The organism is Alteromonas sp. MB-3u-76 (assembly GCF_002831605.1).
GTDB lineage: Bacteria > Pseudomonadota > Gammaproteobacteria > Enterobacterales > Alteromonadaceae > Alteromonas > Alteromonas hispanica.
The window spans coordinates 719,404-739,965 of the sequence record NZ_CP025115.1 but is presented as its reverse complement, the minus strand read 5'-3'; the positions used below and the strand labels follow the sequence as shown (position 1 = coordinate 739,965).

Annotated in this window: 17 protein-coding genes; 5 read left to right on the top strand and 12 right to left on the bottom strand. The window is 44.5% G+C overall.

The annotated features are described in order from the left end of the window. Positions 1-37: 37 nt before the first annotated feature. The 5 genes from CW735_RS03250 to phoB form a co-directional block, all read right to left on the bottom strand. Positions 38-4,126, bottom strand: a complete 4,089-nt coding sequence (locus CW735_RS03250) for a hypothetical protein (protein WP_100970918.1) — start codon at positions 4,124-4,126, stop codon at positions 38-40. Positions 4,127-4,271: 145 nt separating this feature from the next. Beyond that, a complete protein-coding gene (locus tag CW735_RS03245) occupies positions 4,272-4,982 on the bottom strand; it encodes a hypothetical protein (RefSeq protein ID WP_071978666.1) in 711 nt (236 codons plus the stop codon). Further along, positions 4,975-6,000: a PstS family phosphate ABC transporter substrate-binding protein gene (locus CW735_RS03240; protein ID WP_083595185.1), complete on the bottom strand. Its 1,026-nt coding sequence runs from the start codon at positions 5,998-6,000 to the stop codon at positions 4,975-4,977. Before CW735_RS03240 ends, CW735_RS03245 begins: the two co-directional genes overlap by 8 nt. A 30-nt stretch (positions 6,001-6,030) precedes the next feature. Beyond that, positions 6,031-7,332, bottom strand: coding sequence for a phosphate regulon sensor histidine kinase PhoR (gene phoR, locus CW735_RS03235; RefSeq protein WP_071978665.1), 1,302 nt, complete (start codon positions 7,330-7,332; stop codon positions 6,031-6,033). A 68-nt stretch (positions 7,333-7,400) separates the two neighbouring features. Then, positions 7,401-8,090, bottom strand: coding sequence for a phosphate regulon transcriptional regulator PhoB (gene phoB / locus CW735_RS03230; protein WP_071978664.1), 690 nt, complete (start codon positions 8,088-8,090; stop codon positions 7,401-7,403). A 268-nt stretch (positions 8,091-8,358) separates the two neighbouring features. Between phoB and CW735_RS03225 the strand changes: the two genes are divergently transcribed. Both CW735_RS03225 and rdgC read left to right on the top strand, forming a co-directional pair. Beyond that, a complete protein-coding gene (locus CW735_RS03225) occupies positions 8,359-10,089 on the top strand; it encodes a sensor histidine kinase (RefSeq protein ID WP_071978663.1) in 1,731 nt (576 codons plus the stop codon). 104 nt (positions 10,090-10,193) lie between these two features. Then, complete coding sequence (rdgC, locus tag CW735_RS03220) at positions 10,194-11,105, top strand: recombination-associated protein RdgC (RefSeq protein ID WP_100970917.1); 912 nt, start codon at positions 10,194-10,196, stop codon at positions 11,103-11,105. A 41-nt stretch (positions 11,106-11,146) separates the two neighbouring features. Here rdgC and CW735_RS03215 read toward each other — a convergent pair whose 3' ends face one another. After that, a complete protein-coding gene (locus tag CW735_RS03215) occupies positions 11,147-11,722 on the bottom strand; it encodes a helix-turn-helix domain-containing protein (RefSeq protein WP_100970916.1) in 576 nt (191 codons plus the stop codon). A gap of 190 nt (positions 11,723-11,912) precedes the next feature. Between CW735_RS03215 and CW735_RS03210 the strand changes: the two genes are divergently transcribed. Then, positions 11,913-13,085, top strand: coding sequence for a benzoate/H(+) symporter BenE family transporter (locus CW735_RS03210; RefSeq protein ID WP_100970915.1), 1,173 nt, complete (start codon positions 11,913-11,915; stop codon positions 13,083-13,085). Between the two features lie 106 nt (positions 13,086-13,191). Here the strand turns inward: CW735_RS03210 and CW735_RS03205 are convergent, their stop codons facing one another. Continuing rightward, positions 13,192-14,028, bottom strand: coding sequence for an HDOD domain-containing protein (locus CW735_RS03205; RefSeq protein WP_100970914.1), 837 nt, complete (start codon positions 14,026-14,028; stop codon positions 13,192-13,194). A gap of 371 nt (positions 14,029-14,399) precedes the next feature. On the opposite strand from CW735_RS03205, the gene CW735_RS03200 reads away from it, so the two are divergent. After that, the gene (locus CW735_RS03200; protein WP_232368350.1) at positions 14,400-16,097 is read left to right on the top strand and encodes a dipeptidyl-peptidase 3 family protein; all 1,698 of its coding nucleotides are present in this window, start codon (positions 14,400-14,402) and stop codon (positions 16,095-16,097) included. 129 nt (positions 16,098-16,226) lie between these two features. On the opposite strand, the gene CW735_RS03195 is transcribed toward CW735_RS03200, so the two are convergent. From CW735_RS03195 to folB, 4 genes are read right to left on the bottom strand one after another with little or no spacing between them, the layout of a single operon-like run. Then, complete coding sequence (locus CW735_RS03195; protein ID WP_071978659.1) at positions 16,227-16,598, bottom strand: histidine triad nucleotide-binding protein; 372 nt, start codon at positions 16,596-16,598, stop codon at positions 16,227-16,229. 48 nt (positions 16,599-16,646) lie between these two features. Beyond that, a complete protein-coding gene (locus CW735_RS03190; RefSeq protein ID WP_071978658.1) occupies positions 16,647-17,447 on the bottom strand; it encodes an undecaprenyl-diphosphate phosphatase in 801 nt (266 codons plus the stop codon). 8 nt (positions 17,448-17,455) lie between these two features. Then, positions 17,456-17,950, bottom strand: a complete 495-nt coding sequence (gene folK / locus CW735_RS03185) for a 2-amino-4-hydroxy-6-hydroxymethyldihydropteridine diphosphokinase (RefSeq protein ID WP_100970913.1) — start codon at positions 17,948-17,950, stop codon at positions 17,456-17,458. Further along, on the bottom strand, positions 17,950-18,303 hold the full coding sequence (gene folB / locus CW735_RS03180; RefSeq protein ID WP_100970912.1) for a dihydroneopterin aldolase: 354 nt from the start codon (positions 18,301-18,303) through the stop codon (positions 17,950-17,952). Before folB ends, folK begins: the two co-directional genes overlap by 1 nt. A 282-nt stretch (positions 18,304-18,585) precedes the next feature. Between folB and plsY the strand changes: the two genes are divergently transcribed. Beyond that, positions 18,586-19,188 carry a glycerol-3-phosphate 1-O-acyltransferase PlsY gene (gene plsY / locus CW735_RS03175; RefSeq protein ID WP_100970911.1) on the top strand — a complete coding sequence of 201 codons (603 nt, stop codon included), beginning with the start codon at positions 18,586-18,588 and terminating at the stop codon, positions 19,186-19,188. 77 nt (positions 19,189-19,265) lie between these two features. Here the strand turns inward: plsY and CW735_RS03170 are convergent, their stop codons facing one another. Continuing rightward, positions 19,266-20,561, bottom strand: coding sequence for an alkaline phosphatase family protein (locus CW735_RS03170; protein WP_100970910.1), 1,296 nt, complete (start codon positions 20,559-20,561; stop codon positions 19,266-19,268). Position 20,562: the final 1 nt, after the last annotated feature.

Sequence of the window (20,562 nt, the reverse complement as noted above, 5' to 3'; positions counted from 1 at the left end):
TTAAAGAGCGCCACATTGCGTCGTGCGATTTATGTGACTATTCCAGACCTACAGTAACCCACCCTTCAGTCCAGTCGTTTTCTTCGCCTACCGCGCCAACAAAGTCAACACTGTCGAAAAAGCTGTTGATTTCTTGAACGTCAGTTGCACCCTCTAGAAGAACCGAACCTGCCGCAGGCTGATAACCGTTTGTAGCTAGTCCTAGACCATCTGGAGCAACAACTCTGTTTGAAGCTTCACCTGTGAACCAGTCACGAGAGAAGTCCGTTCCAAAGTTATTAGCTTCAGAGCATGCAATCACTGAACTCTGCATTGATAGGGTTCCGTCGGTAGCAAGAGCTTCAGACTCCGCACCATTTACACGAAGGCAGTTAGCAAAGTTCTCAGGGCCAGTAACTAGCACGTTGTAAAGTGAACCTGCAGTACCTGCGCGCAGACGAACACCATTGTTTGTATTGTCACCAATAACAGTTAGGTTAGCCACGGTGGGGTTAGTAAGTGGTCTTGCAGCAGCATCAAACTCACTGTTATCCGCTTCTATACCGTTGTCACCAGCAGCTTCGTCTTGCTTGATAAGTACATATTGGATGTTACCTGTCCAGCCAAATGACCAGTCAAGGCTATCATCACCGTTTGCAGTTAGCACTACGTGCTTAACGCTTACTGTGCCGCCGAAGAACTCAAGACCATCATCTAGGTTTTTGTGAACCTGGATATAATCTATTGCAGTACCAGAACCTACACCCGCTAGCGTGATGCCGTTAAGCTCGTCGCCATTACCTAGTGTACGTCCAGCGTGCTTCACTACTACGTAGTTAATAGTACCTGAATTATCGTCAGCAACGTTGCCGCCAAACTGACCGGCATCACCTTCTGCAGCTACACCACAGTTTGCTAGCTCATCTTCGGTCGTCTCACCAACTTGGTCACCGCAGCTGTTTGCTGGTGCGCGCCCTAGAACAACTAGACCACCCCACTGACCAATATCAGTCTCTTCACCAGTTACATCTTGGATAGAAGTCATAACGATAGGTGCAGCAGCTGTACCTAAAGCCTGAACTTTAGAACCACGGCGAACCACTAGGAAGTCTTCGCCACGTTGGCCAATGATTGTTGTACCTTGCTCAATCCATAGCGTTGCAGGGTCAACATTGTCGTTACCTACCGCTGTACGACCATTTAGTACCCAGTGTGCATCGTTAGTTAGTGTAACGTCCGCAGTGAACGTGCTGTCAGCGTTAAGCAAATAAACTGGCTTGTCAGTTATTTGTGGGAAATCAGCTGAAACATCCGTCGCCAAACCTTGGTCGAAAGCGTTTTGAAGATTGGTTGGGAAGTTACCTGGTAGGAATGCCCAGCCTTCAGTCCAATCGTTTTCGCCGTCGAATGCACCTTGATAATCAGTTGGAACGAAGAAACCGTTAGTTTCTGATAGGTCAAGACCTGTTCCAAGAAGTGGAGAACCGTCTAGTGGTGTTCTGCCGTCTACACTTAAACGTAGCGCGTTTGCTGTGCTTACCGAGTTGCTGTCTTGGCCAGTAAACCAGTTGCGAGTAAAATCGTTGCCGAAGTTTGTCGCTTCTGTACATGCTACTGTTGAGTGAGTCATTGTTAGGTCGCCAGATGTGGCAAGTGCCTCAGACTCTGCACCGTTAACACGCAAGCAGTTTTGATAACCTTCAGGGCCAGTCACTACTAGGTTGTGAATCTTACCTGCAGTACCTGCACGAAGGCGTACGCCGTTGTTTGTGTTATCACCCACAATAGTCATGTTTGCGATAGTTGGGTTAGTAAGAGGGCGTGCGCCAGCATCAAATTCACTGTTATCAGCTTCGATGCCATTGTCGCCAGCTTCTTCGTTCTGACGAACGTAAACAAACTGTGCATTACCTGTCCAACCGAAAGACCAATCTAAGCTGTCATCGCCATTATCAGTCAATACAACATAACGAACGCTTACTGTACCGCCGAAGAATTCAAGGCCGTCGTCCAAGTTTTTGTGTACTTGGATGTGGTTTACGTTAGTGCTTGAACCAACACCAGCAAGCGTAATACCGTTTAGCTCATCACCGTTACCTAGCGTACGCCCTGCGTGCTTAACTACAACGTATTGAATAGTACCTGAATCGTCAGTAGGAACGTTTCCACCGAACTGGCCTGCGTCACCTTCTGCAGCAACACCACAGTTCGCTAGCTCATCTTCTGTAGTCTCACCCACCTGGTCACCACAGCTGTTTGCTGGAGCACGACCAAGAACAACCAAACCACCCCACTGACCGATATCAGTTTCTTCACCGGTAACATCTTGGATAGACGTCATTGTGATTGGAGCATTTTCTAGACCAAGCGCTTCGATTTTAGAACCACGACGTACCACTAGGAAATCTTCACCAGCCTGACCGATGATAGTTGTTCCATTTTCGATGAATAATGTCGCGCTATCTACGTTATCACCACCAACAGCAGTACGGCCACTTAGTACCCAGTGTGCGTCGTTGGTGAAGGTAACGTCTGATGTGAACGTAACGTCTGTGTCTAACAAGTAAACTGGCTTGTCAGTGATCTGAGGGAACTGCGAAGAAACGTCTACCGCTAGGCCCTGGTCAAATGCATTTTGAACGTCAGTTGGGAAACCACCATTGATACCAACTGTCCAACCTGTCATCCAGTTGTTTTGACCGTCGAATGCACCAACATATTGTGCATCTTCGAACTCTGGCTCGATATCGCGAGGATCTACACCACTAGTTAACAAAACAGAATCAGCAAGTGGTGCATAACCGTTTGCCGCAAGGTTTAACTGTGCAGTAGGTAGCACTTGGTTGCCGTCTTGAGCTAGGAACCATTCTTCAGTTGAAACACCACCAATATCGCCAGATGTGAACTGCTCTGCGTCGTCAGCACATGAAACTATGCTTCCTGTAATAGCAAGTTCGCCACTTTCTGCATTGGCAACACTTTCGTCACCGTTTACGCGTAGGCAATTGCTGTAACCTTCTGGGCCAACAACAAGTAAGTTACTGATTTTACCCGCTGTACCTGCACGCAGACGCACACCGTTTGTCTCAGGTGCACCGACTACAGTTACATTAGAGATGCGTGGATTAGTAAGAGGACGCGCTGCGGCATCAAATTCACTGTTATCTGCTTCAAACGCATTGTCGCCAGCAGCAGCGTCTTGTTGGATATATATATATTGTGCGTGACCAGTCCAGCCGAAAGACCAATCTAGGCTGTCGTCACCGTTTGCAGTCAGTACAACGTGGCTTACGTTTACAGTACCACCGAAGAATTCTAGACCATCATCAAGGTTTTGGTGTACTTGAATATATTCCACTGTGGTCTCAGAACCCACACCAGCTAGCGTAATACCATTAAGCTCGTCACCATTACCTAATGTACGACCAGCGTGCTTAACTACAACATAGCGAATTGAACCAGAATCGTCATCAGCAATGTTCCCACCGAATTGACCCGCGTCACCTTCTGCAGCTACACCACAGTTAGCAAGTTCGTCTTCTGTTGTTTCGCCAACTTGGTCGCCACAGCTGTTAGCAGGAGCACGACCAAGAACAACTAAACCGCCCCACTGACCAATATCTGTCTCTTGACCTGTTACATCTTGAACCGATGTAAATACGATAGGTGCATCAGCACGGCCTTCAGCTTCAATCTGTGAACCACGACGAACTACTAAGAAATCTTCACCAGATTCACCGATGATAGTAGTGCCGGCTTCAATAGTAAGTACTGCAGAGTCTACGTTATCGCCGCCAACTGCTGTACGACCTTGTAAAACCCAATGTGCATCAGCTGTGAAAGTAACGTCTTCTACAAAAGTAGTTCCTTCATTAAGACGATAAACTGGCTTGTCAGTAATTGAAGGGAACTCTGCAGAAACATCTGTTGCCAGACCTTGAGTGAACGGGTTGTTCGCATCAGTTGGAGTAGGTGTTGGTGTTGGAGTAGGTGTTGGTGTAGGTGTTGGAGCTGGGTTGTTAACAACAGAAGAGTTATCAGAATTGTCGATAACGTCGCCTTCGCTGATGTTAATGTCGCCACCACAACCAGCCAACACAAGTGCCGCTGCTACTGCAGATATTTTGAAGCTTTGCTTGATAAACATTAATTTCTCCGCTGGAAATAAGATCTTGTACTAATCAGCGGAGAAGGTTACCTAAGATTAATGACACTTTTGTTACACTATGACAGTGTAACAAAAGGTTCATTTGGTGGCAGGTAGACGGCACCATTGGGTAATTACATACTTCTCACCTGCCTCTACCGGATGTGCTTGGTGCAGGCTTTTCGGGTTTACTATGCCGTTTTTGTGTACGTTGCACCATACACGTCCAACTACGCTGCCCCCTGCGGCCAGCAAACTTGCTGTATTCAGACGAACCCGGCTCAAAGTAGTCGGTATGCTGTTTAAACTCTTGGTCTATATCGTAGTGTTGAGCCTGAATGGGCTCAGACGTATCGTGCACTTTTCCCATTAATGATTTTAATTTATCACTCAAACGTTCTGCCAAACCGGCTTCAAGGCTGGCGAAGTCACATGTGCTTGAAGTGCGATATTGCTGAGGTTTGTCGCTACTCACTGTGGTAATGGTGGAAGGCCTCAATCCCTTTTTTATGCTGCTAACGGCCGCTTCACACAAATCTGAGTCAAAGCCACCTGTTAGCTTATAGACACAAAAATCACTATCACCAAAGGTTTCATAATCAACTGTTTCAGAGGTTCTTATATTAGAACAATGCGAATCATCACTTTTATCATCACCGAGAAAAGCCGGTAGTGGTACAGACACTCTATACTTATTAGCTAACTTTTGTGTTTGCTGCGCCGATAAATTCGCCCCCAATAAAGGCACAATTTGCTCATGCACAAAACCGTGCTTTATTAAGGTTAAATAAAGTTCTTTTCCACTTACACCTTTAAGTGTGTTTTCTAACACCCAGCGCTTCCACGTACTATTCACTCACAACTCCAACGCTTTGGACATTATCTTCTAAAAGCCGGCGCTGCCTAAGCAATACATCTTCTCGAATAGGAAAGTACCCATCTCTTAATACTTGGTTTTGTCCTTCTTTCGACAATATGTAGCGAATAAACTCGCGCTCAAGAGTGGGCAGCGGCTCGCCGGGCTTTTTATTGATCACCAAATATAAGAAACGGGCGAAAGGGTAAGTTTCGTTTCTAACTGTATCAATAGAAAGCGGTATTAAATTATCAAGAGAGTCGCCTAATGCCAGAGCACGAACGCCCGCAGTTTTGTATCCATAAGCTGCATAGCCGATTGCCCCCGTGCCACTGGCTACAGATAACACCACTGAGGCTGACCCTGGCTGTTCGTTCACGGTATTTTTAAAATCGCCGTCGCACAGGGCTGAGACCTTAAACAGACCATAAGTTCCCGATACGGAATTACGGCCATATAGTCGAATTGGAGACTGATAACCGCTCTCGTTGACGCCTAACTGCGACCATCGATTGATATGCTCATTGGCACCGCAGTACAAGGTACGTGAAAAAATGGCGTCCACATGTTCTAACGTCATTCCCTCTAGCGGATTCCGTCTATCTACAAAAATGGCAATGGCGTCCATGGCCACCTTTAATACGGTAGGGGGATAGCCGTGCACGTTGATAAAATCGCGAATTTCACTGGGCTTAAGCGCTCTACTCATAGGCCCTATGGTAGCGGTGCCTTCAATAAGGGCTGGCGGTGCGGTTGATGAACCCGAGGCTTGAATTTGAAAACCTACCTGCGGATAGAGAGTTTTGAACTCTTGCGACCAAAAGGTCATTAAGTTAGCTAGGGTATCGGAACCCACCGATGATAGTTTACCTGCTACGCCAGGCACACGCTCATAAGAAGGCACTTTGGAAGCAGAGCTATTCGAAAGAGCGTCCGCTTCCTGTATCGCGCTAACTGACTGCGTAGCAAGCAGTGAACATAAGCCTATTGCTACTCTTCTTAAGAGCCGTAATTTCATATGTTCAATACCCCTTTAGGTGGCGCACTTTTAAGATTGTTCAGCAATAAGTTCGTTATCCAATTCGAATGAAAAATTGCTGCCCTTTCCTACTGTGCTGCTAATGTCCAAAGATGAATTATGGTGGCTTAGCACATGTTTCACAATAGAAAGACCTAATCCAGAGCCGCCTGTTTTTCGAGACCGTGCTTTATCCACGCGGTAAAAACGCTCGGTTAGTCTGTTCAGGTGAGCTTGCTCTATGCCTTCGCCATTATCTACGACAGAAAAACAGGCTCCCGATGGCTTACGGCTCCAGTAAACGTTAATCTCTCCGCCTGCTGGCGTGTAATGCACCGCATTAAATACCAAGTTAGAGCACGCGCTTCGCAACTCTGTCTCAACACCGTAAACCGATAACTCTTTGTCTACATGGAATGTGATGGTGTGACCTTTATCTTTATTTAGTGCCTGCGCCTCACGTTCTATTAGCGACAGCATTGAACCCACGTTGACTACATTTTCATAAACCCGTTCTGAACTTGCTTCAATTCTTGATAACACCAACAGGTCTTCTATCAAATTTTGCATGCGATGGGTTTGTGTCGCCATTTCGCTCATGGCCTTTTTAACGAAAGGGTCCGCGCCTTCCGCTTCAGGCATAATTTCTAAATAGCCGTTTATAACAGTTAAAGGCGTTCGTAACTCATGAGACACGTTTGCAACAAAATCTTTTCGCATCGCCTCTAGCTGAGATACTCGCGTAATATCTCGAGCGATGAGCAGCAGGTGCTCTTCCCCGTAAGGCATAATGCGGTATTCAAAGGTTTTATTAGGATTTGTGGGCGACGGTACTTCAATGGGGTATTTGTAATTTCCCGCATGAAAATACTGAATAAACTCTGGGTGCCTGAGTAAATTGTCGAGGCGGCGCCCAGCGTCTTTTGGCCACTTTAAACCTAACTCTAGTCGCGCTAACCGGTTACACCATAGAATACATGCTTTAGAATCAACCACCACTGCGGCGTCGGGCAATGCTTCCGACCCTTCCCTGAAACGCTTAACGAGCTCGCCGAGTTCTTTTCGCTTGTTTCGATTTCTTCGCTGCAGGTAATAAATACCTTCATAGATATGTTCCCACACGCCACGGACTGTAGGCGGAGACATTTTTCTACTGTGCCAAAGCCAACGATTTAACTTATACAAATGCCAATAGTTGAAAATAAGTAATACGACAGCTCCAAGTGCCACAGCAAACAGCATATCGTCTAACAGCCATCCGCCTAGCGCAAAAAGCACTAAGAAGATCAGCAAACGAATGGTGCTTCTAAACCATGAAAAGGGGTAATACATATTGGAACTCGTGTTACAGAAATTGAGGGACACGCCGCTGCGTAGCAACGTGCCCAGAATGTCGAGCGCTAGGCCTTACCAGAAAAACGATACCCCGCACCGCGAACTGTTTGGATCATAGCATCGTGACCATGCTTAGAGATAGCTTTACGCAAACGACGTATGTGCACATCAACCGTTCTGTCTTCAACGTAAACATTAGTACCCCATACGTTATCAAGCAGCAGTTCTCGGCTATAAACCCGCTCTGGGTGAGTCATAAAAAAGTGTAGCAGCTTAAACTCTGTTGGGCCCATATCTAGAGGTTCATCGTTGGCAGTAACACGGTGAGATACTGGCTCAAGCTTTAGACCGTTGAATTCGATTGGCTCTTCATTTGATGTTGGCGTAACTCGTCGCATAACGGCTTTTATACGTGCAACCAACTCTTTAGGTGAAAACGGCTTGGTAATATAGTCGTCTGCACCGGCGTCTAGACCGCGAATTTTATCTTCTTCTTCGCCACGTGCCGTAAGCATAATGACTGGGATATCGCGAGTGAATTCGTGCTGCTTCAAGCTTTTTGCTAACTGAACACCGCTGCCACCAGGTAGCATCCAATCTAGCAAGATAAGATCAGGATATGGCTCGCATACTTTCTCTTTAGCAATATCAAAATCTTCTGCTTCAATAACAGTAAAACTCGACTGTTCTAAAACGAATTTTAGCATTTCACGAATAGGGGCTTCGTCTTCAACCACCAATATAGTGCGAGACATAGTTGTCTTCCTGGTCATTTTTAATTTTCGCTATTATTAATGTGGTCTATGACAGTTTTATTAAAACGATTACATTTGTGTGTCAAGTTTTACATATATCCTACTATGTATATAGTTTGAGCTGATAATCTTGTTAATTAATAGAATTTTGCATATTCTTAGCAAACAAAACTGCACTAATCTATAACGCTAAATCAGATTAAGGATACGCGTGTAGTTAGGGTTTATTTTAGTCAGAGCTCGATTTTAGACAGGGGTAAGTTAGTCGATGGCTGCGGTGAAAACAGGGTTATCAAGGAAGCTGTTAACAAGAGTACTCTCAGTATATTTTGCCCTCACACTTATTGTGACCGTAGGCCAAATATTTACCGAATATCTCAGTACTAAAAATCATGTCGAGCAAGAACTACAAACACTCAAAAACACCTTTTCATCTAGCTTAACCCGCGCCATGTGGGAGATTAATGAAGAGCAAGTCCGCGCTATAGCCGAAGGGCTTATGTCAATTCCAATCGTAGAAGGCCTTCAAGTAAGGGGCGAAAACGGTAATTTCATTACACAGCAAGGTATTAGAAGAACCCGCTCTCCTAACCCCGTAGAACGCGAACTTATTGAAGACCACTCGGGCGGTGTTTTCAGTTACAGTTTCCCCCTTGTATTTAAATTCGCTGGACGCGAGTCAACCGTCGGCGATGTCACTTTATATTCAAGCTTCGATACTATTTTCAGCCGTATAGAAGTGGGTGTATTTTTCTTGATTGGCAATGCCATGGTCAAAACCACTTTTCTGGTCTTTCTCTTTATGACCGCATTTCGCACTATGCTGTCTGAACCTCTGCAAAACATTACCGAACAAATGGGTAACTTCGACCCGCTTCATCCGGAAGAAAGTAAGCTTACCTTAAAAGTTGAAGACGACAACGAACTGCTGCAGTTAAGAGATTCCTATAACGGCGTAATTGATGACTTAATCGCATCGAATGAAAAACTGAAAAACGCACAAAAAGAGCTTACCGAAGCCAACGCAAAACTCGATGATCAAAACCTTGTGTTAGAACAAGAAGTCGCAAAGAAAACAGCCTCACTTTCGCAAATAATGTTAGATTTAGAGCAGCAAAAAGACGAGCTGATATCCCACCAGCGCGAGTTGCGGCAAGAGAATAAAAACCGTCAATATATAGAAAGCGAGTTGCGTAAGAAAAATGATGAGCTTGCTGGGTCAATGGAAACGCTCCATCAAGCGCAGGCACAGCTAATAGAATCGGAAAGGATGGCCTCTCTTGGGGGCCTAGTAGCCGGTATCACTCACGATATAAACACCCCACTTGGCGTGAGCGTTACCGCGGCAAGCTTTCTTCAAGAAAGGCTTAACAATTTAAAACAAGACTTTTCAGACAATAGCTTAACCAGTAAAAGCATGGCCAGCTTTATTGACGAAGCTGATCAAACCGCCCTTTTGCTTTTAAATAATCTAGAACGAGCTTCCGACCTTATCGCTAGCTTTAAGCAGGTAGCTGTAGATCAGACCAGTGAAACCGAGCGCGATTTTGTGTTGTGCGAGTATATTGAAGAAATCTTACAATCACTGAAACCAAGTTTTAAGCACACGCAGCACAATATATCCCTGAGCTGCCCTAAAGACTTGGTGGTCACTTGTGCCCCGGGCGCAATAGCGCAAATCGTGACTAACCTTATCGTTAATTCACTGAATCACGGTTTCGAAGACAAAACATCTGGAAACATCTCACTGAATGTTGAGGTTGTAGACGGTCAAGTGGTTATGCACTACGAAGATGATGGAAAAGGCTTAGCCAAGGAAGAACTATCGCAACTGTTTGATGCATTTTTTACTACAAAACGCGGTTCCGGTGGCAGCGGTTTAGGTACGCACATTGTGTACAACTTAGTCACTCAATCGCTTCAAGGCAAAATTGACGCTCAAAGCGAACCAGGGAAAGGGCTTAGCTACACCATAAGCTTTCCCATTTCCCAACATTAAAGCCACGGTTTTAAAACGACAACGCTAAACATATTTCCAATTGCGCGGCGCGAGATAGGTTGGTACGCTTGCGCCCCGTTTTCTTCAATGAGATTTCCCCTTCTATGTGGTTTAAAAATATAAAAGCATTTCAACTAACACAGCCACTGTCGCTAAACGATGAAGACTTAGAACGTATGCTCAGCGAGCATGCTTTTCGCCCTTGCGGCAGCCAAGACTTAGCCACTATGGGGTTTGCATCACCCTTTTCTCAAGCTGGTAAGTCGGGCACCATGTTTCACTGCGTTCAACAGCGTTATTGGATAACCCTTAAAAAGCAGGAAAAGATTTTACCCGCTGCAGTGGTGAATGCCGAGCTCGAAGAAATGGTTGCCAAAATAGAAATGGAAACCGGCTCACCGGTAGGTAAAAAAGCCAAATCAGATCTGAAGCAGGAAATTCAAACTCGATTACTGCCCCAAGCATTTACTAAAAACAGCTATACGCACGGTTTTATTTCTCTTCCCGATAACCTAGTGGCTGTTGATGCATCATCAGATGGCAAAGCAGAAGCATTTTTAGCCATGGTTCGCAAAGCGATAGGCTCTTTGCCAGTGGTGCCATTTACTCGTCATAGCCTTCAAAGTGAATTAACTCACTGGGTAACAGACGCAACGCCAGAGAATATAGAATTGCTTGAAGAAGCCGAATTAAAGTCTACTGACGATACTGGCAGCGTTATACGCTGTAAAAATCAGCCTCTTGATAGCGATGAAATTAGTCTGCATTTATCTGGCGGAAAACTGGTGCAAAAGGTGGCCTTCGAATATGCTGAAAGTCTCTCGGCTATTATGTGTGAAGATGGCGCGCTTAAGCGCATAAAGTTTACTGACCGCATTAAAGAAGAAACTGAAGACGTTCCTAAAGATCAGGTTGAAGCTAGGTTGGACGCAGAATTCGCATTAATGTCGGCAGAGATAACGACGCTTTTAAATTTCCTACGAGATACACTAAAACTTAATGAAAACGAACTTTAGCGTTTATTAAGACAAGTTGATCTAATTACCCCCCAAAGCGTTTAGTGGGGGTAATGGATTATTGCCATAAATCGAGTTTCACCAGCATCATCTCTGTATGCATGAGGCTGGTCCGCCGTTATAACGCATTGCTGCCCTGCTTTAAAGGTTTCCCACTGCCCGTATTGCATCACACTTAGTGCCCCTGACAATACATGAATGCGCTCTGTTACACCTACTTGGTGAGCAGTGGAGTGTTGCTCATGATATTGAGATAACACTAGCTCAAATACCTCAAATGAGGTTAGCGGATCGAAGGGGAATAAGGTAACGACCCGCATATTAGGGTCTGCAATCTGCTCATGGTACAATTGTGATTTGCGTCTTTCTTGGCTTTTGTCTTGAATGGTTGAGGGGTTGGTCAAGAACAAAGAGAAAGAACACTGTAGCCCAGTGGCCACTTTCCACAGCGTAGCAATGGTTGGACTAGACTCCCCCCGCTCTATCTGACCTAGCATTGCTTTTGATACTCCGGTTAACTGAGATGCTCTATCTAGCGATAGTTTTCTTTCGCCCCTTATCCGACGCAAATTCTTTGCGACATTGTGGATAATTCTATTTCCGCTGTCTTCCAACATACCCGCCTTGTAACTCATTAATGATTTATAGCTGTTAGTGCAGTATACGTTACTTTTACACTTGTGCGCTATAGCGCACAAGTGATACCCTGCATTAATTTTATTGTGCGCTATAACGCACAAAATATAAATGACGATGAGTACTTTTCAAAGTGCTGACGATGAAAACGTTTAGGCGAAGGCATTTAAAATGAATGGATTTTCATTACGACATATCAGTGCAGGCGTGACCGCTGTTACTGTTGGTTACAGCAGTGCAGTTGTCATTGTTATTGATGTAGCAAAGCGTGCCGGCGCGTCAGACGCCATGGTAGTAAGTTGGCTATTGGCTTTAGGCGTTGGTATGGGAGTGACATGCATCGCTTTTTCATGGCTCACAAAAGTACCCATTGTAACCGCATGGTCCACGCCAGGCGCCGCGTTTTTGCTTACCACTGTTGAGCAATTCCTTTATAGCGATGCTCTCGGTGCATTTATAGTCTGCGCCTTTTTATCACTGCTCACTGCACAAAGTAGACTTCTGCTTAGGCAAATTAGTCGTATTCCACTCGCTATATCAAGCGCGCTCCTTGCAGGAATTTTACTGCCGCTTTGTCTAGCTATTTTTAGTGATGTAAACGAGTTTCCCTATATCGTTGCGTTATTTTTAGCGGTCTATATAGCGGGCAGCAGACTCTTTCCTCAGTATTTAATGTTGGTGCTATTAACACTCTCTTTGATTGTCACTATCTTCATGCAGGAGCAGACTAATTATCTAGATTTCAGTTTTGTGCTCACGCTCCCTTCCCCAATATGGGTAACCCCCTCATTTTCATGGTCTGCAGCCATTGGCTTAGGGGTACCCTTATTTATCATAACAACCCTATCTCAGAACTTACCAGGCATTGCCATTCACCATATTCACGACTACTTTCCAGACCATAAACCCATACTTTCAGGCATCGCCATTGTGCAAGGAATACTTGCCCCTTTTGGCGGTTTCACTTTTAATCTTGCCGCGATTACTGCTGCAATTTGTATGGGAAGTGAGGTAGATAATGATAAGCAGCAACGTTACAAAGCTGCTATAGCTGCAGGTATTACGTATTTGATAGTCGGCCTTTGTGCATCGGCCATTGTGGCATTGTTTGTCAGCATGCCTAAGGTCATTATTCATCTATTAGCAGGACTGGCTTTGCTTGCAACACTTCAGGGAGCATTTTCCAAAAGTATGGAAACACCGTCTCATCGCGCACCAGCACTGTTAACATTGCTGTGCACGTCATCTGGATTCAGTTTTCTTTCGTTACCCTCTGCGGTGTGGGGGCTTGGGATTGGGCTAGGATTACTTCTAGTGCAAACGAGGAGATTGAAACCTTCTTGAGCCGCTCTTTTTCCTTTGCCTTAAGATTTTACTCGAATAAGAGCCGGCACATAGGAGATATGTGCCGGCTTTCATCTTATAGACTCAATATTTTAAGTGCGGTGCTTTACATAAATATTTGTTTGGCCGCACTCGCTAGATCATTAAACTCATCTGAGTGCAAAATACTTATGTCTTCTACAATGTTTCGCTGAACAGCAAGGTTCATAATCGCATCTTTCTGGCTGTCAATAGCGCCAGAGAGCGCTGCGCCTACGCGAACAAAATCGATGTAGCCTACATTTTCCGGAATGAAACTTAAGTCTTTCCAATACTGCGCAATGTTCACAAAGGCTTCGTCAAATTCCCACTCTTTCATAATGCTAGCACCAATGCGACCCGACAGCTTATCTATGGCAACATCAAGAAAAGACGGGTTTGCAAACACTTCTGGATGGCGCTCAGCTTCAGTAAGAACCGGCAATACCCCGATATTGTGAACCAAGGCCGCTAGCGTCATTGTATCTATGCTCATTTCGCGCTTTTTAGTTCTCGCTATATACAGCTGCAGTACCGCCATTGAGTTAGCAACAATATTCACGGTAGACGCCCACTCTTTTTGGAGATAGCGGGTTACTATATCGTTTTTTGAAACGAACAATTGTTCCATCGCAAGAGCGGTAGAAATGTTCTTTATTTGGCGCAAACCAATTCTGGTCACCGCTTGGTTAATTGAGGTCACTTTTACACTGCGCCCCATGTAGGCACTGTTCGCTATTTTAATCATACGAGCGCCTAGGGACGGATCTTGCCCCACCACATCGGCCATCGCATTTAAGTTTATATCCGGGTTATCCGCCGCTTTTCTCACTTTTAACGCAATTGCAGGTAGCGTAGGAAGTACAAGCGTATCGTTATTAATTTTTTCAACCAAAATTGTTGAGAGCGCGTTCTGTGTAGACATAGTTCTACCCTTAGAAAATTCTATATGGCTTCTACAAGCCACTCATTTAATTACATATTGATACTACTCACGCATGTTGCCGCCCAATCTTGCTTTTAAGCAACCAGACGAAGCGTGCAACCGTCACAATGAATACAGCATCCCTTTGTATTTTCGGTGGGACTAACCAAATAATATGATATAACTTTAACCATACTATCTTAGTGATTCAGTTTCGACCAACGAAATATTGTTAGCCGCATTACATTCGAAAGAAAGTATAGACAAGTCACTGAAAAGCACTATTGATATCAAACAACTAAGTGAATACTTTTTGCAAAATCAAAAATATAGCTTTTAAATTATAAATAAAAAAACAGTAAGAGTTACTTATGATAAAAACCAAAATTTCAACGCTTTCTCCTATAGCAGTGGCTCTCGCAGGCGTCCTTATGCTAGGAGCATGCAGCAAAGCAACAGATACAGCTCCTTCAACAACTGTAGCTGATGAACAATCTTCACAACAGACACTGATTGTGGATGAATCTCGCCTGTCTATCTATCACCCAGTCGACCTTACCGCTGACTTAAGCCATCTTAACGAGAATCAGCACAAGATGCTGTCACTGCTTATTGATGCCTCGAAAATAATGGATGACTTGTTTTGGCGACAAGCATTTTTTGGCGACAAAGACAGTTTTTTAAATGGGATTGAAAGTGATGAAGTGCAACATTTTGCCACTATCAATTACGGTCCTTGGGATCGTTTAAACGGCGATGCTGCATTTCTCAGTGGTTATGAAGAAAAGCCTCAAGGCGCAGAATTTTATCCTCACGATATGGATAAAGCTGAATTCGCCACCGCTAATTTTAGCGACAAGCAAGGGCTGTACTCATTAGTTAAACGAGATGAAACGGGCAGCCTGTATTCTCAACCATACTCTCAAGCCTTTAAAAGTGAATTAATGAAGACGTCTGAATTACTCGTTCAAGCCTCTGAGTTGACTGAAGATGGGAGCTTTAAAGCGTACCTTAAACTTCGTGCAGATGCCCTTTTAAGCGATGATTACCTTGCTTCAGATATGGCATGGATGGACATGAAGACCAACCCTATCGAGCTTGTTATCGGCCCTATTGAGTCGTACGAAGATCAGTTATTCGGCTATCGTGCCGCGTTCGAAGCCTATGTACTGATTAAAGATTTGGCGTGGAGCGAAAAACTTGCTAAATATGCCGCATTTTTACCCGAGTTACAGCAAGGTCTTCCGGTAGCTGAAGCTTACAAAGCTGAAGTGCCTGGGTCGGACGCAGACCTCAATGCATACGATGTTATTTACTACGCTGGCCATTCCAATGCCGGTAGTAAGACTATTGCGATTAACTTGCCAAATGACGAGCGCGTTCAGCTTGAGAAAGGAACCCGAAGACTGCAACTTAAAAATGCGATGCAGGCCAAGTTCGACAATATTCTTGTCCCCATTGCTGAAACGCTAATTGTACCTGAGCAACGCAAACACATTACATTTGACGCATTTTTCGCTAACACCATGTTTCATGAAGTTGCTCACGGATTGGGTATAAAAAATACACTAGAAGGCACTAGCACCGTGCGTCAGGCATTGAAAGAACATGCATCGGCTTTAGAAGAAGGCAAAGCAGATATCCTTGGCCTTTATATGGTGCAAAGCCTATTAGAAAAAGGGGAAATAGCAGAGGGTTCTCTGGAAGACTACTACGTTACCTTTATGGCCGGCATATTCCGCTCAGTTCGCTTTGGTGCAAGCTCAGCGCACGGAAAAGCCAACATGATACGGTTTAACTTCTTTGCACAGCAGGGCGCATTTGAGAAAACCGAAGATGGGTACTACCGAGTAAATATGATGAAGATGGGTGCTGCTGTTGAAGCGCTTTCTGAGTTAATTTTGACATTGCAAGGTGACGGCGACTATGACGGTGTTGCTGAATTGGTCGAGACGATGGGTGTTATTAAACCCGACCTAAATAGTGATTTGGCGCGTTTGAGTGACGCCAACATTCCTGTCGACATCCATTTTAATCAAGGTAAAAAGGTACTTGGGCTAACTGATTAGCCGGTATTAATAAGCCCCCAGCCGTTGACTGTCTCAATGCCTGGGGGCTTTCAACTTTCATCACCTTGAATTAGCACCTACATTAGCACCTACACTAAAACCCACTTAACTAGTGTGGCGTAACAACAGCTACTCTACGTGCTTTTTCATATCTTCAGTATAAGGTGGCCAACCTAGTGGCTTTCCAGCTAAAACATGTAAGTGGATATGGTAAACCGTTTGGCCGCCAAATTCGTTACAGTTCATCACTGTTCTAAAGCCCTGCTCCGCCACTCCCAAGTCGTTTGCCACTTTTGCTGCAACCAAAGAAAGGTGCCCAACAATCTCTCTGTCCTCATTTTGGATATCATTTACCGTTGCAATGGGCTTTTTAGGAATAACAAGGAAGTGAACTGGAGCCTGAGGATTAATGTCTTTAAACGCCAGAGCCATATCGTCTTCATAGAGGATATCAGCGGGAATTTCTTTATTAATAATTTTAGTAAAAATAGTTTCTGACATACCTGTTGTTCCTTTTTTATTAACTTGGCTTTTTCGGGGCGTTAGTTTTTAAGCAAAAACAAACCACAATAATATAGTGCCCAGTGCAAGACGATAGAGCACAAATGGCAACATGCCAATTCGCGAAATCCAGCTTAAAAACAAATAGATACAGATGTAAGCACTAATAAATGAGAATATAGCGCCATACATGAGCGCTTGCCAATCTACTGCTTCGTTCGCTTCGATAAGATCATAAGTAGCCAGTAAGCCAGCACCTAATATTACCGGAATAGATAATAAGAAAGAAAAGCGCGCACAGGCCTCTCTTTTCAACCCCAGCATAAGGCCCGCAGTCATGGTAATACCTGAACGGGAAGTTCCAGGTATTAGCGCCAGCACTTGAGCCAAACCAATCCAAACCGCCTGTTTCATAGTTAGTTTATCAAGCTCTTGTGTTCGCTTTGCCGTTGCATCGGCGTACCACAACACAAGACCGAAAATAATGGTGGTACCAGCAATGACTAGCGCCGTGCGTGCATTATCCTCAATCCAGCCTTTCATTAGAAAACCCACAATTACAGCAGGAACAGTAGCTATAATTACATACCAAGCTAGCTTACTGTCTGTAGATTGTTGTTTACTGAACCCCTGAGTGCACCACGCCACCGTCATTTGTGCTATCTCCTGACGAAAATAGATCATAACCGCCAAAAGACTCCCCACGTGAACCGCAACATCAAATGCCAGACCTTGGCTTACCCAACCAAATAACTCTGCCGGCAATAACAAGTGGCCAGAACTACTAATAGGAAGAAACTCCGTTACTCCTTGGATAATAGCCAGAATTATAATTTCAAAAAGTGTCATTCCTTTGTTTAACTCCAGGTAAATTCAATAGGCCAGAGGCGCTGTTTTTGTTTATCAAAAGACGCCCACATTTGGGCATAAGTTTTCTTTGTTTCAGGATGAAAATGGTTGGGCACAAGTTCTGCTAAAGGCCAAAGTACAAAGGCATTGTGACAAATCTCTTCTCGTGGCAGAACCACCGGTGAGCGAGTTACCACATCATCATAGGTCAGCAAATCGAGATCTAGCGTTCGCGCGCAAAACTTTTTATCAGTATGAACTCGCCCATTGTCTCGCTCAATTTGTTTTAACGCATCGCACACCTCATCAATACTGAGGGACGTTGAAGCACGAGCAACTAAATTGTAAAAGGGGCTACCATTAAAACCAACAGCCTCGCTCTCATACACGGAGGATAAGGCTACATCAGTAAAGTGCGCTTTTAACGCAATTACCGACTGCCGAGTGTAATGTTCGCGCTCAATATTAGAACCAATACTGATTAAGATAGTGTGTTGTGACATTAATTACGCTCTCGCGAGAGCTCTACAGCCACGGTTTGCGCATTGGGTAATATATTCGGTTTTACAATTTTTACCGTTATTGCAGCTACATTAAAGGTTTCAAGCACAGCGGACATCACTGCGTTGCCAAAGGCTTCTAATAATTCAAACTCGCTGCGTTTACCCACTTCAACAATACACTCTGCCACTTTGGCATAATCGATGGTGTCGTTTACGTCGTCGCTGTGCATTGCCGCGTTTAGGTCAGCATTTAGTGTCACATCTAATAACAGCGACGTTTGCTGCGTACGCTCCCAATCGTAAACACCAATTAACGTTTCAACCGTTAATCCAGCTATATAAATTTTACCCATGAATTTTGTCAACTTATGTTGTTACTGGTCTTACTACTGCGAAATAAGCGACATTTACGTCGCTCAAAGGTGGTATATCGTATTTGGATGAAGTAGCGTTATGCTGATACAAGGCTAACCGCAGTAAACGTGGCACAACTATACCTTTGTATAGCAACATGGGGCAACTGAGGTTTTCGTTTTTAACCAAGGTTTAGGTGAATTCATTTTTTTACATTGCCCATTGTTTTATTAACTCAATTAGCAAAGAACAACATTCAATAGAGCGATAATTTTATACCTATGATATCCCTAACCGTGTTAATGATTGCAGTAGCCTACCTTTTTGGTTCGCTCTCTAGTGCGGTTGTAATTAGTCAGGCGTTTAACTTACCCGATCCGAGAACAGCAGGTTCTAAAAATCCGGGAGCCACCAATGTCTATCGATTAGGGGGGAGAATTCCTGCTCTGCTGGTATTGGTTATGGATATTTTAAAAGGCACTATTCCGGTATACGGCAGCTACTTTTTGGGTATTGAGCCACTGGGGTTAGGATTAATCGCAATTGCGGCCTGCCTAGGCCATATTTTTCCACTGTATTTTGGGTTTGAAGGCGGTAAGGCCGTGGCGACAGCCTTTGGCGCCATGCTGCCAATTGGATTAGATCTTGCGGGCTTTTTGATAGTAAGTTGGATAGCGGTGGTTTTTCTAACCGGCTACTCATCTCTTGGGGCGCTTATCGCAGTGAGTCTAGCACCTATTTTCACTTGGTTCGTAAAGCCTTTATATACAGTGCCCGTTGCCATGCTTTCAATTCTTATTGTGGTTCGTCATAAAGACAATATTTCACGATTACTCAGCGGCACAGAAAGCAAGGTGTGGGACAAAGGTAATATCAAAGAGTAGTCGGTATTTGGTATTCCGGTATTCAATTGTACCCGTTTAGCTCTTAACTACTTGATTAGCTCTCTATAACTGCTTCTCTATAATTGCTTCTCTGCAAGTGCTTCGGATAACACTTTAAGTTCGCCATCAACAGGCGTAAAAACGTCAATCCCCATAACTTCAGCCATTGCTGGATAGACTTCTAAATTGCTGAATGTAGGCAGCATAATGCCCTTTTTAAAAGCCGGGCCAGTAGCAACAAAGGTAGCTCCCATGTCATCAAGTGTATTGAGGTAACCATGCCCGCCTTTACTGATATGACCTGATGGCGTGTCGATAAACCGCGATGGTGGAGCAATTTCTAATACGATATCCCCAGTACGGTTGTTTTTTTCAAAGTACCTTTCTTGACGTTGCTTGTCAGTTAGTACGATAAACCGTCCTTTCGCTATTGATGACAGACGTGATGATTCCCCTGCTATATCTTCCTCGCTCACTTTTTCTCGTGCGTAAATATGTACCTGAGCGCCCTCACTTTCCACCAAAAAGTGGTCTGGGATAGATAGCGTTGATACCGCAATCACTTGTTCAGCATCAACGTTTGTCATGCCGTGATCTGAAACCACCACTAGGTTTACATTAATATCGAGAGCCTGAATACGCTCATAAAGCTGGCCAATCAATTCATCTACACGCTGAACGGCTGCAGTGGTTCTTTCTGAATATGGACCTTCATCGTGCCCCACCGTATCGGTAAGAGAAAAGTAGCCCGCGATAAAACGAGGCCGAGAGACTTCGGGCATACTCAGCCACTGAATAATTTGGTCAACTCGCTGTTGGTAGTCTGCATATTTCGAATAATGGAAGTGATAAGTAGGCAATGAGCCACTAATACGGGCATCAGACTCTGGCCAAAAAAATGTAGCAGCTTTAAATCCGTTTAATTCAACCAAATTCCACAAGGGCGTTGCAGTAATCCAGGTGCTATCCGATTGCCCGCTTCCCATTTTATAGTGCGCGTATCCGTCTTTAGTTGGACGCGACTTGTCAAAAAATCGATTGTTTACAATGCCATGATTTTTGGGGTGCAGGCCCGTCACTAACGAGATGTGATTGGGGAAAGTATTGGCAGGATAAACTGGCGTCATACTCTTAGCACGGACGCCCTCTTTTGCAATTTTCGCTAAATGTTTAGCCTTGTGAAGTTCGATGTAATCGTGCCTGAAGCCATCTAGGGAAATCATAACAACATGCTGCTGTGACGAGTCTGGCGAACTAAGCTCTGATTTCGCTGACGAGGGCAACAACAATGCAGAAGCTTGCAAATGACCGCCTACAACCAAACACTTAAGAAAGGTGAATATAGATGTAGGCATTGCCCTGAACTTAAACATT

Coding starts and splice junctions, on each gene's coding strand:
- CW735_RS03250 (WP_100970918.1), bottom strand. CDS start 4,126: ATGTTTATCAAGCAAAGCTTCAAAATATCTGCAGTAGCAGCGGCACTT.
- CW735_RS03240 (WP_083595185.1), bottom strand. CDS start 6,000: ATGAAATTACGGCTCTTAAGAAGAGTAGCAATAGGCTTATGTTCACTG.
- phoR (WP_071978665.1), bottom strand. CDS start 7,332: ATGTATTACCCCTTTTCATGGTTTAGAAGCACCATTCGTTTGCTGATC.
- phoB (WP_071978664.1), bottom strand. CDS start 8,090: ATGTCTCGCACTATATTGGTGGTTGAAGACGAAGCCCCTATTCGTGAA.
- CW735_RS03225 (WP_071978663.1), top strand. CDS start 8,359: ATGGCTGCGGTGAAAACAGGGTTATCAAGGAAGCTGTTAACAAGAGTA.
- rdgC (WP_100970917.1), top strand. CDS start 10,194: ATGTGGTTTAAAAATATAAAAGCATTTCAACTAACACAGCCACTGTCG.
- CW735_RS03215 (WP_100970916.1), bottom strand. CDS start 11,722: ATGTTGGAAGACAGCGGAAATAGAATTATCCACAATGTCGCAAAGAAT.
- CW735_RS03210 (WP_100970915.1), top strand. CDS start 11,913: ATGAATGGATTTTCATTACGACATATCAGTGCAGGCGTGACCGCTGTT.
- CW735_RS03205 (WP_100970914.1), bottom strand. CDS start 14,028: ATGTCTACACAGAACGCGCTCTCAACAATTTTGGTTGAAAAAATTAAT.
- CW735_RS03200 (WP_232368350.1), top strand. CDS start 14,400: ATGATAAAAACCAAAATTTCAACGCTTTCTCCTATAGCAGTGGCTCTC.
- CW735_RS03195 (WP_071978659.1), bottom strand. CDS start 16,598: ATGTCAGAAACTATTTTTACTAAAATTATTAATAAAGAAATTCCCGCT.
- CW735_RS03190 (WP_071978658.1), bottom strand. CDS start 17,447: ATGACACTTTTTGAAATTATAATTCTGGCTATTATCCAAGGAGTAACG.
- folK (WP_100970913.1), bottom strand. CDS start 17,950: ATGTCACAACACACTATCTTAATCAGTATTGGTTCTAATATTGAGCGC.
- folB (WP_100970912.1), bottom strand. CDS start 18,303: ATGGGTAAAATTTATATAGCTGGATTAACGGTTGAAACGTTAATTGGT.
- plsY (WP_100970911.1), top strand. CDS start 18,586: ATGATATCCCTAACCGTGTTAATGATTGCAGTAGCCTACCTTTTTGGT.
- CW735_RS03170 (WP_100970910.1), bottom strand. CDS start 20,561: ATGTTTAAGTTCAGGGCAATGCCTACATCTATATTCACCTTTCTTAAG.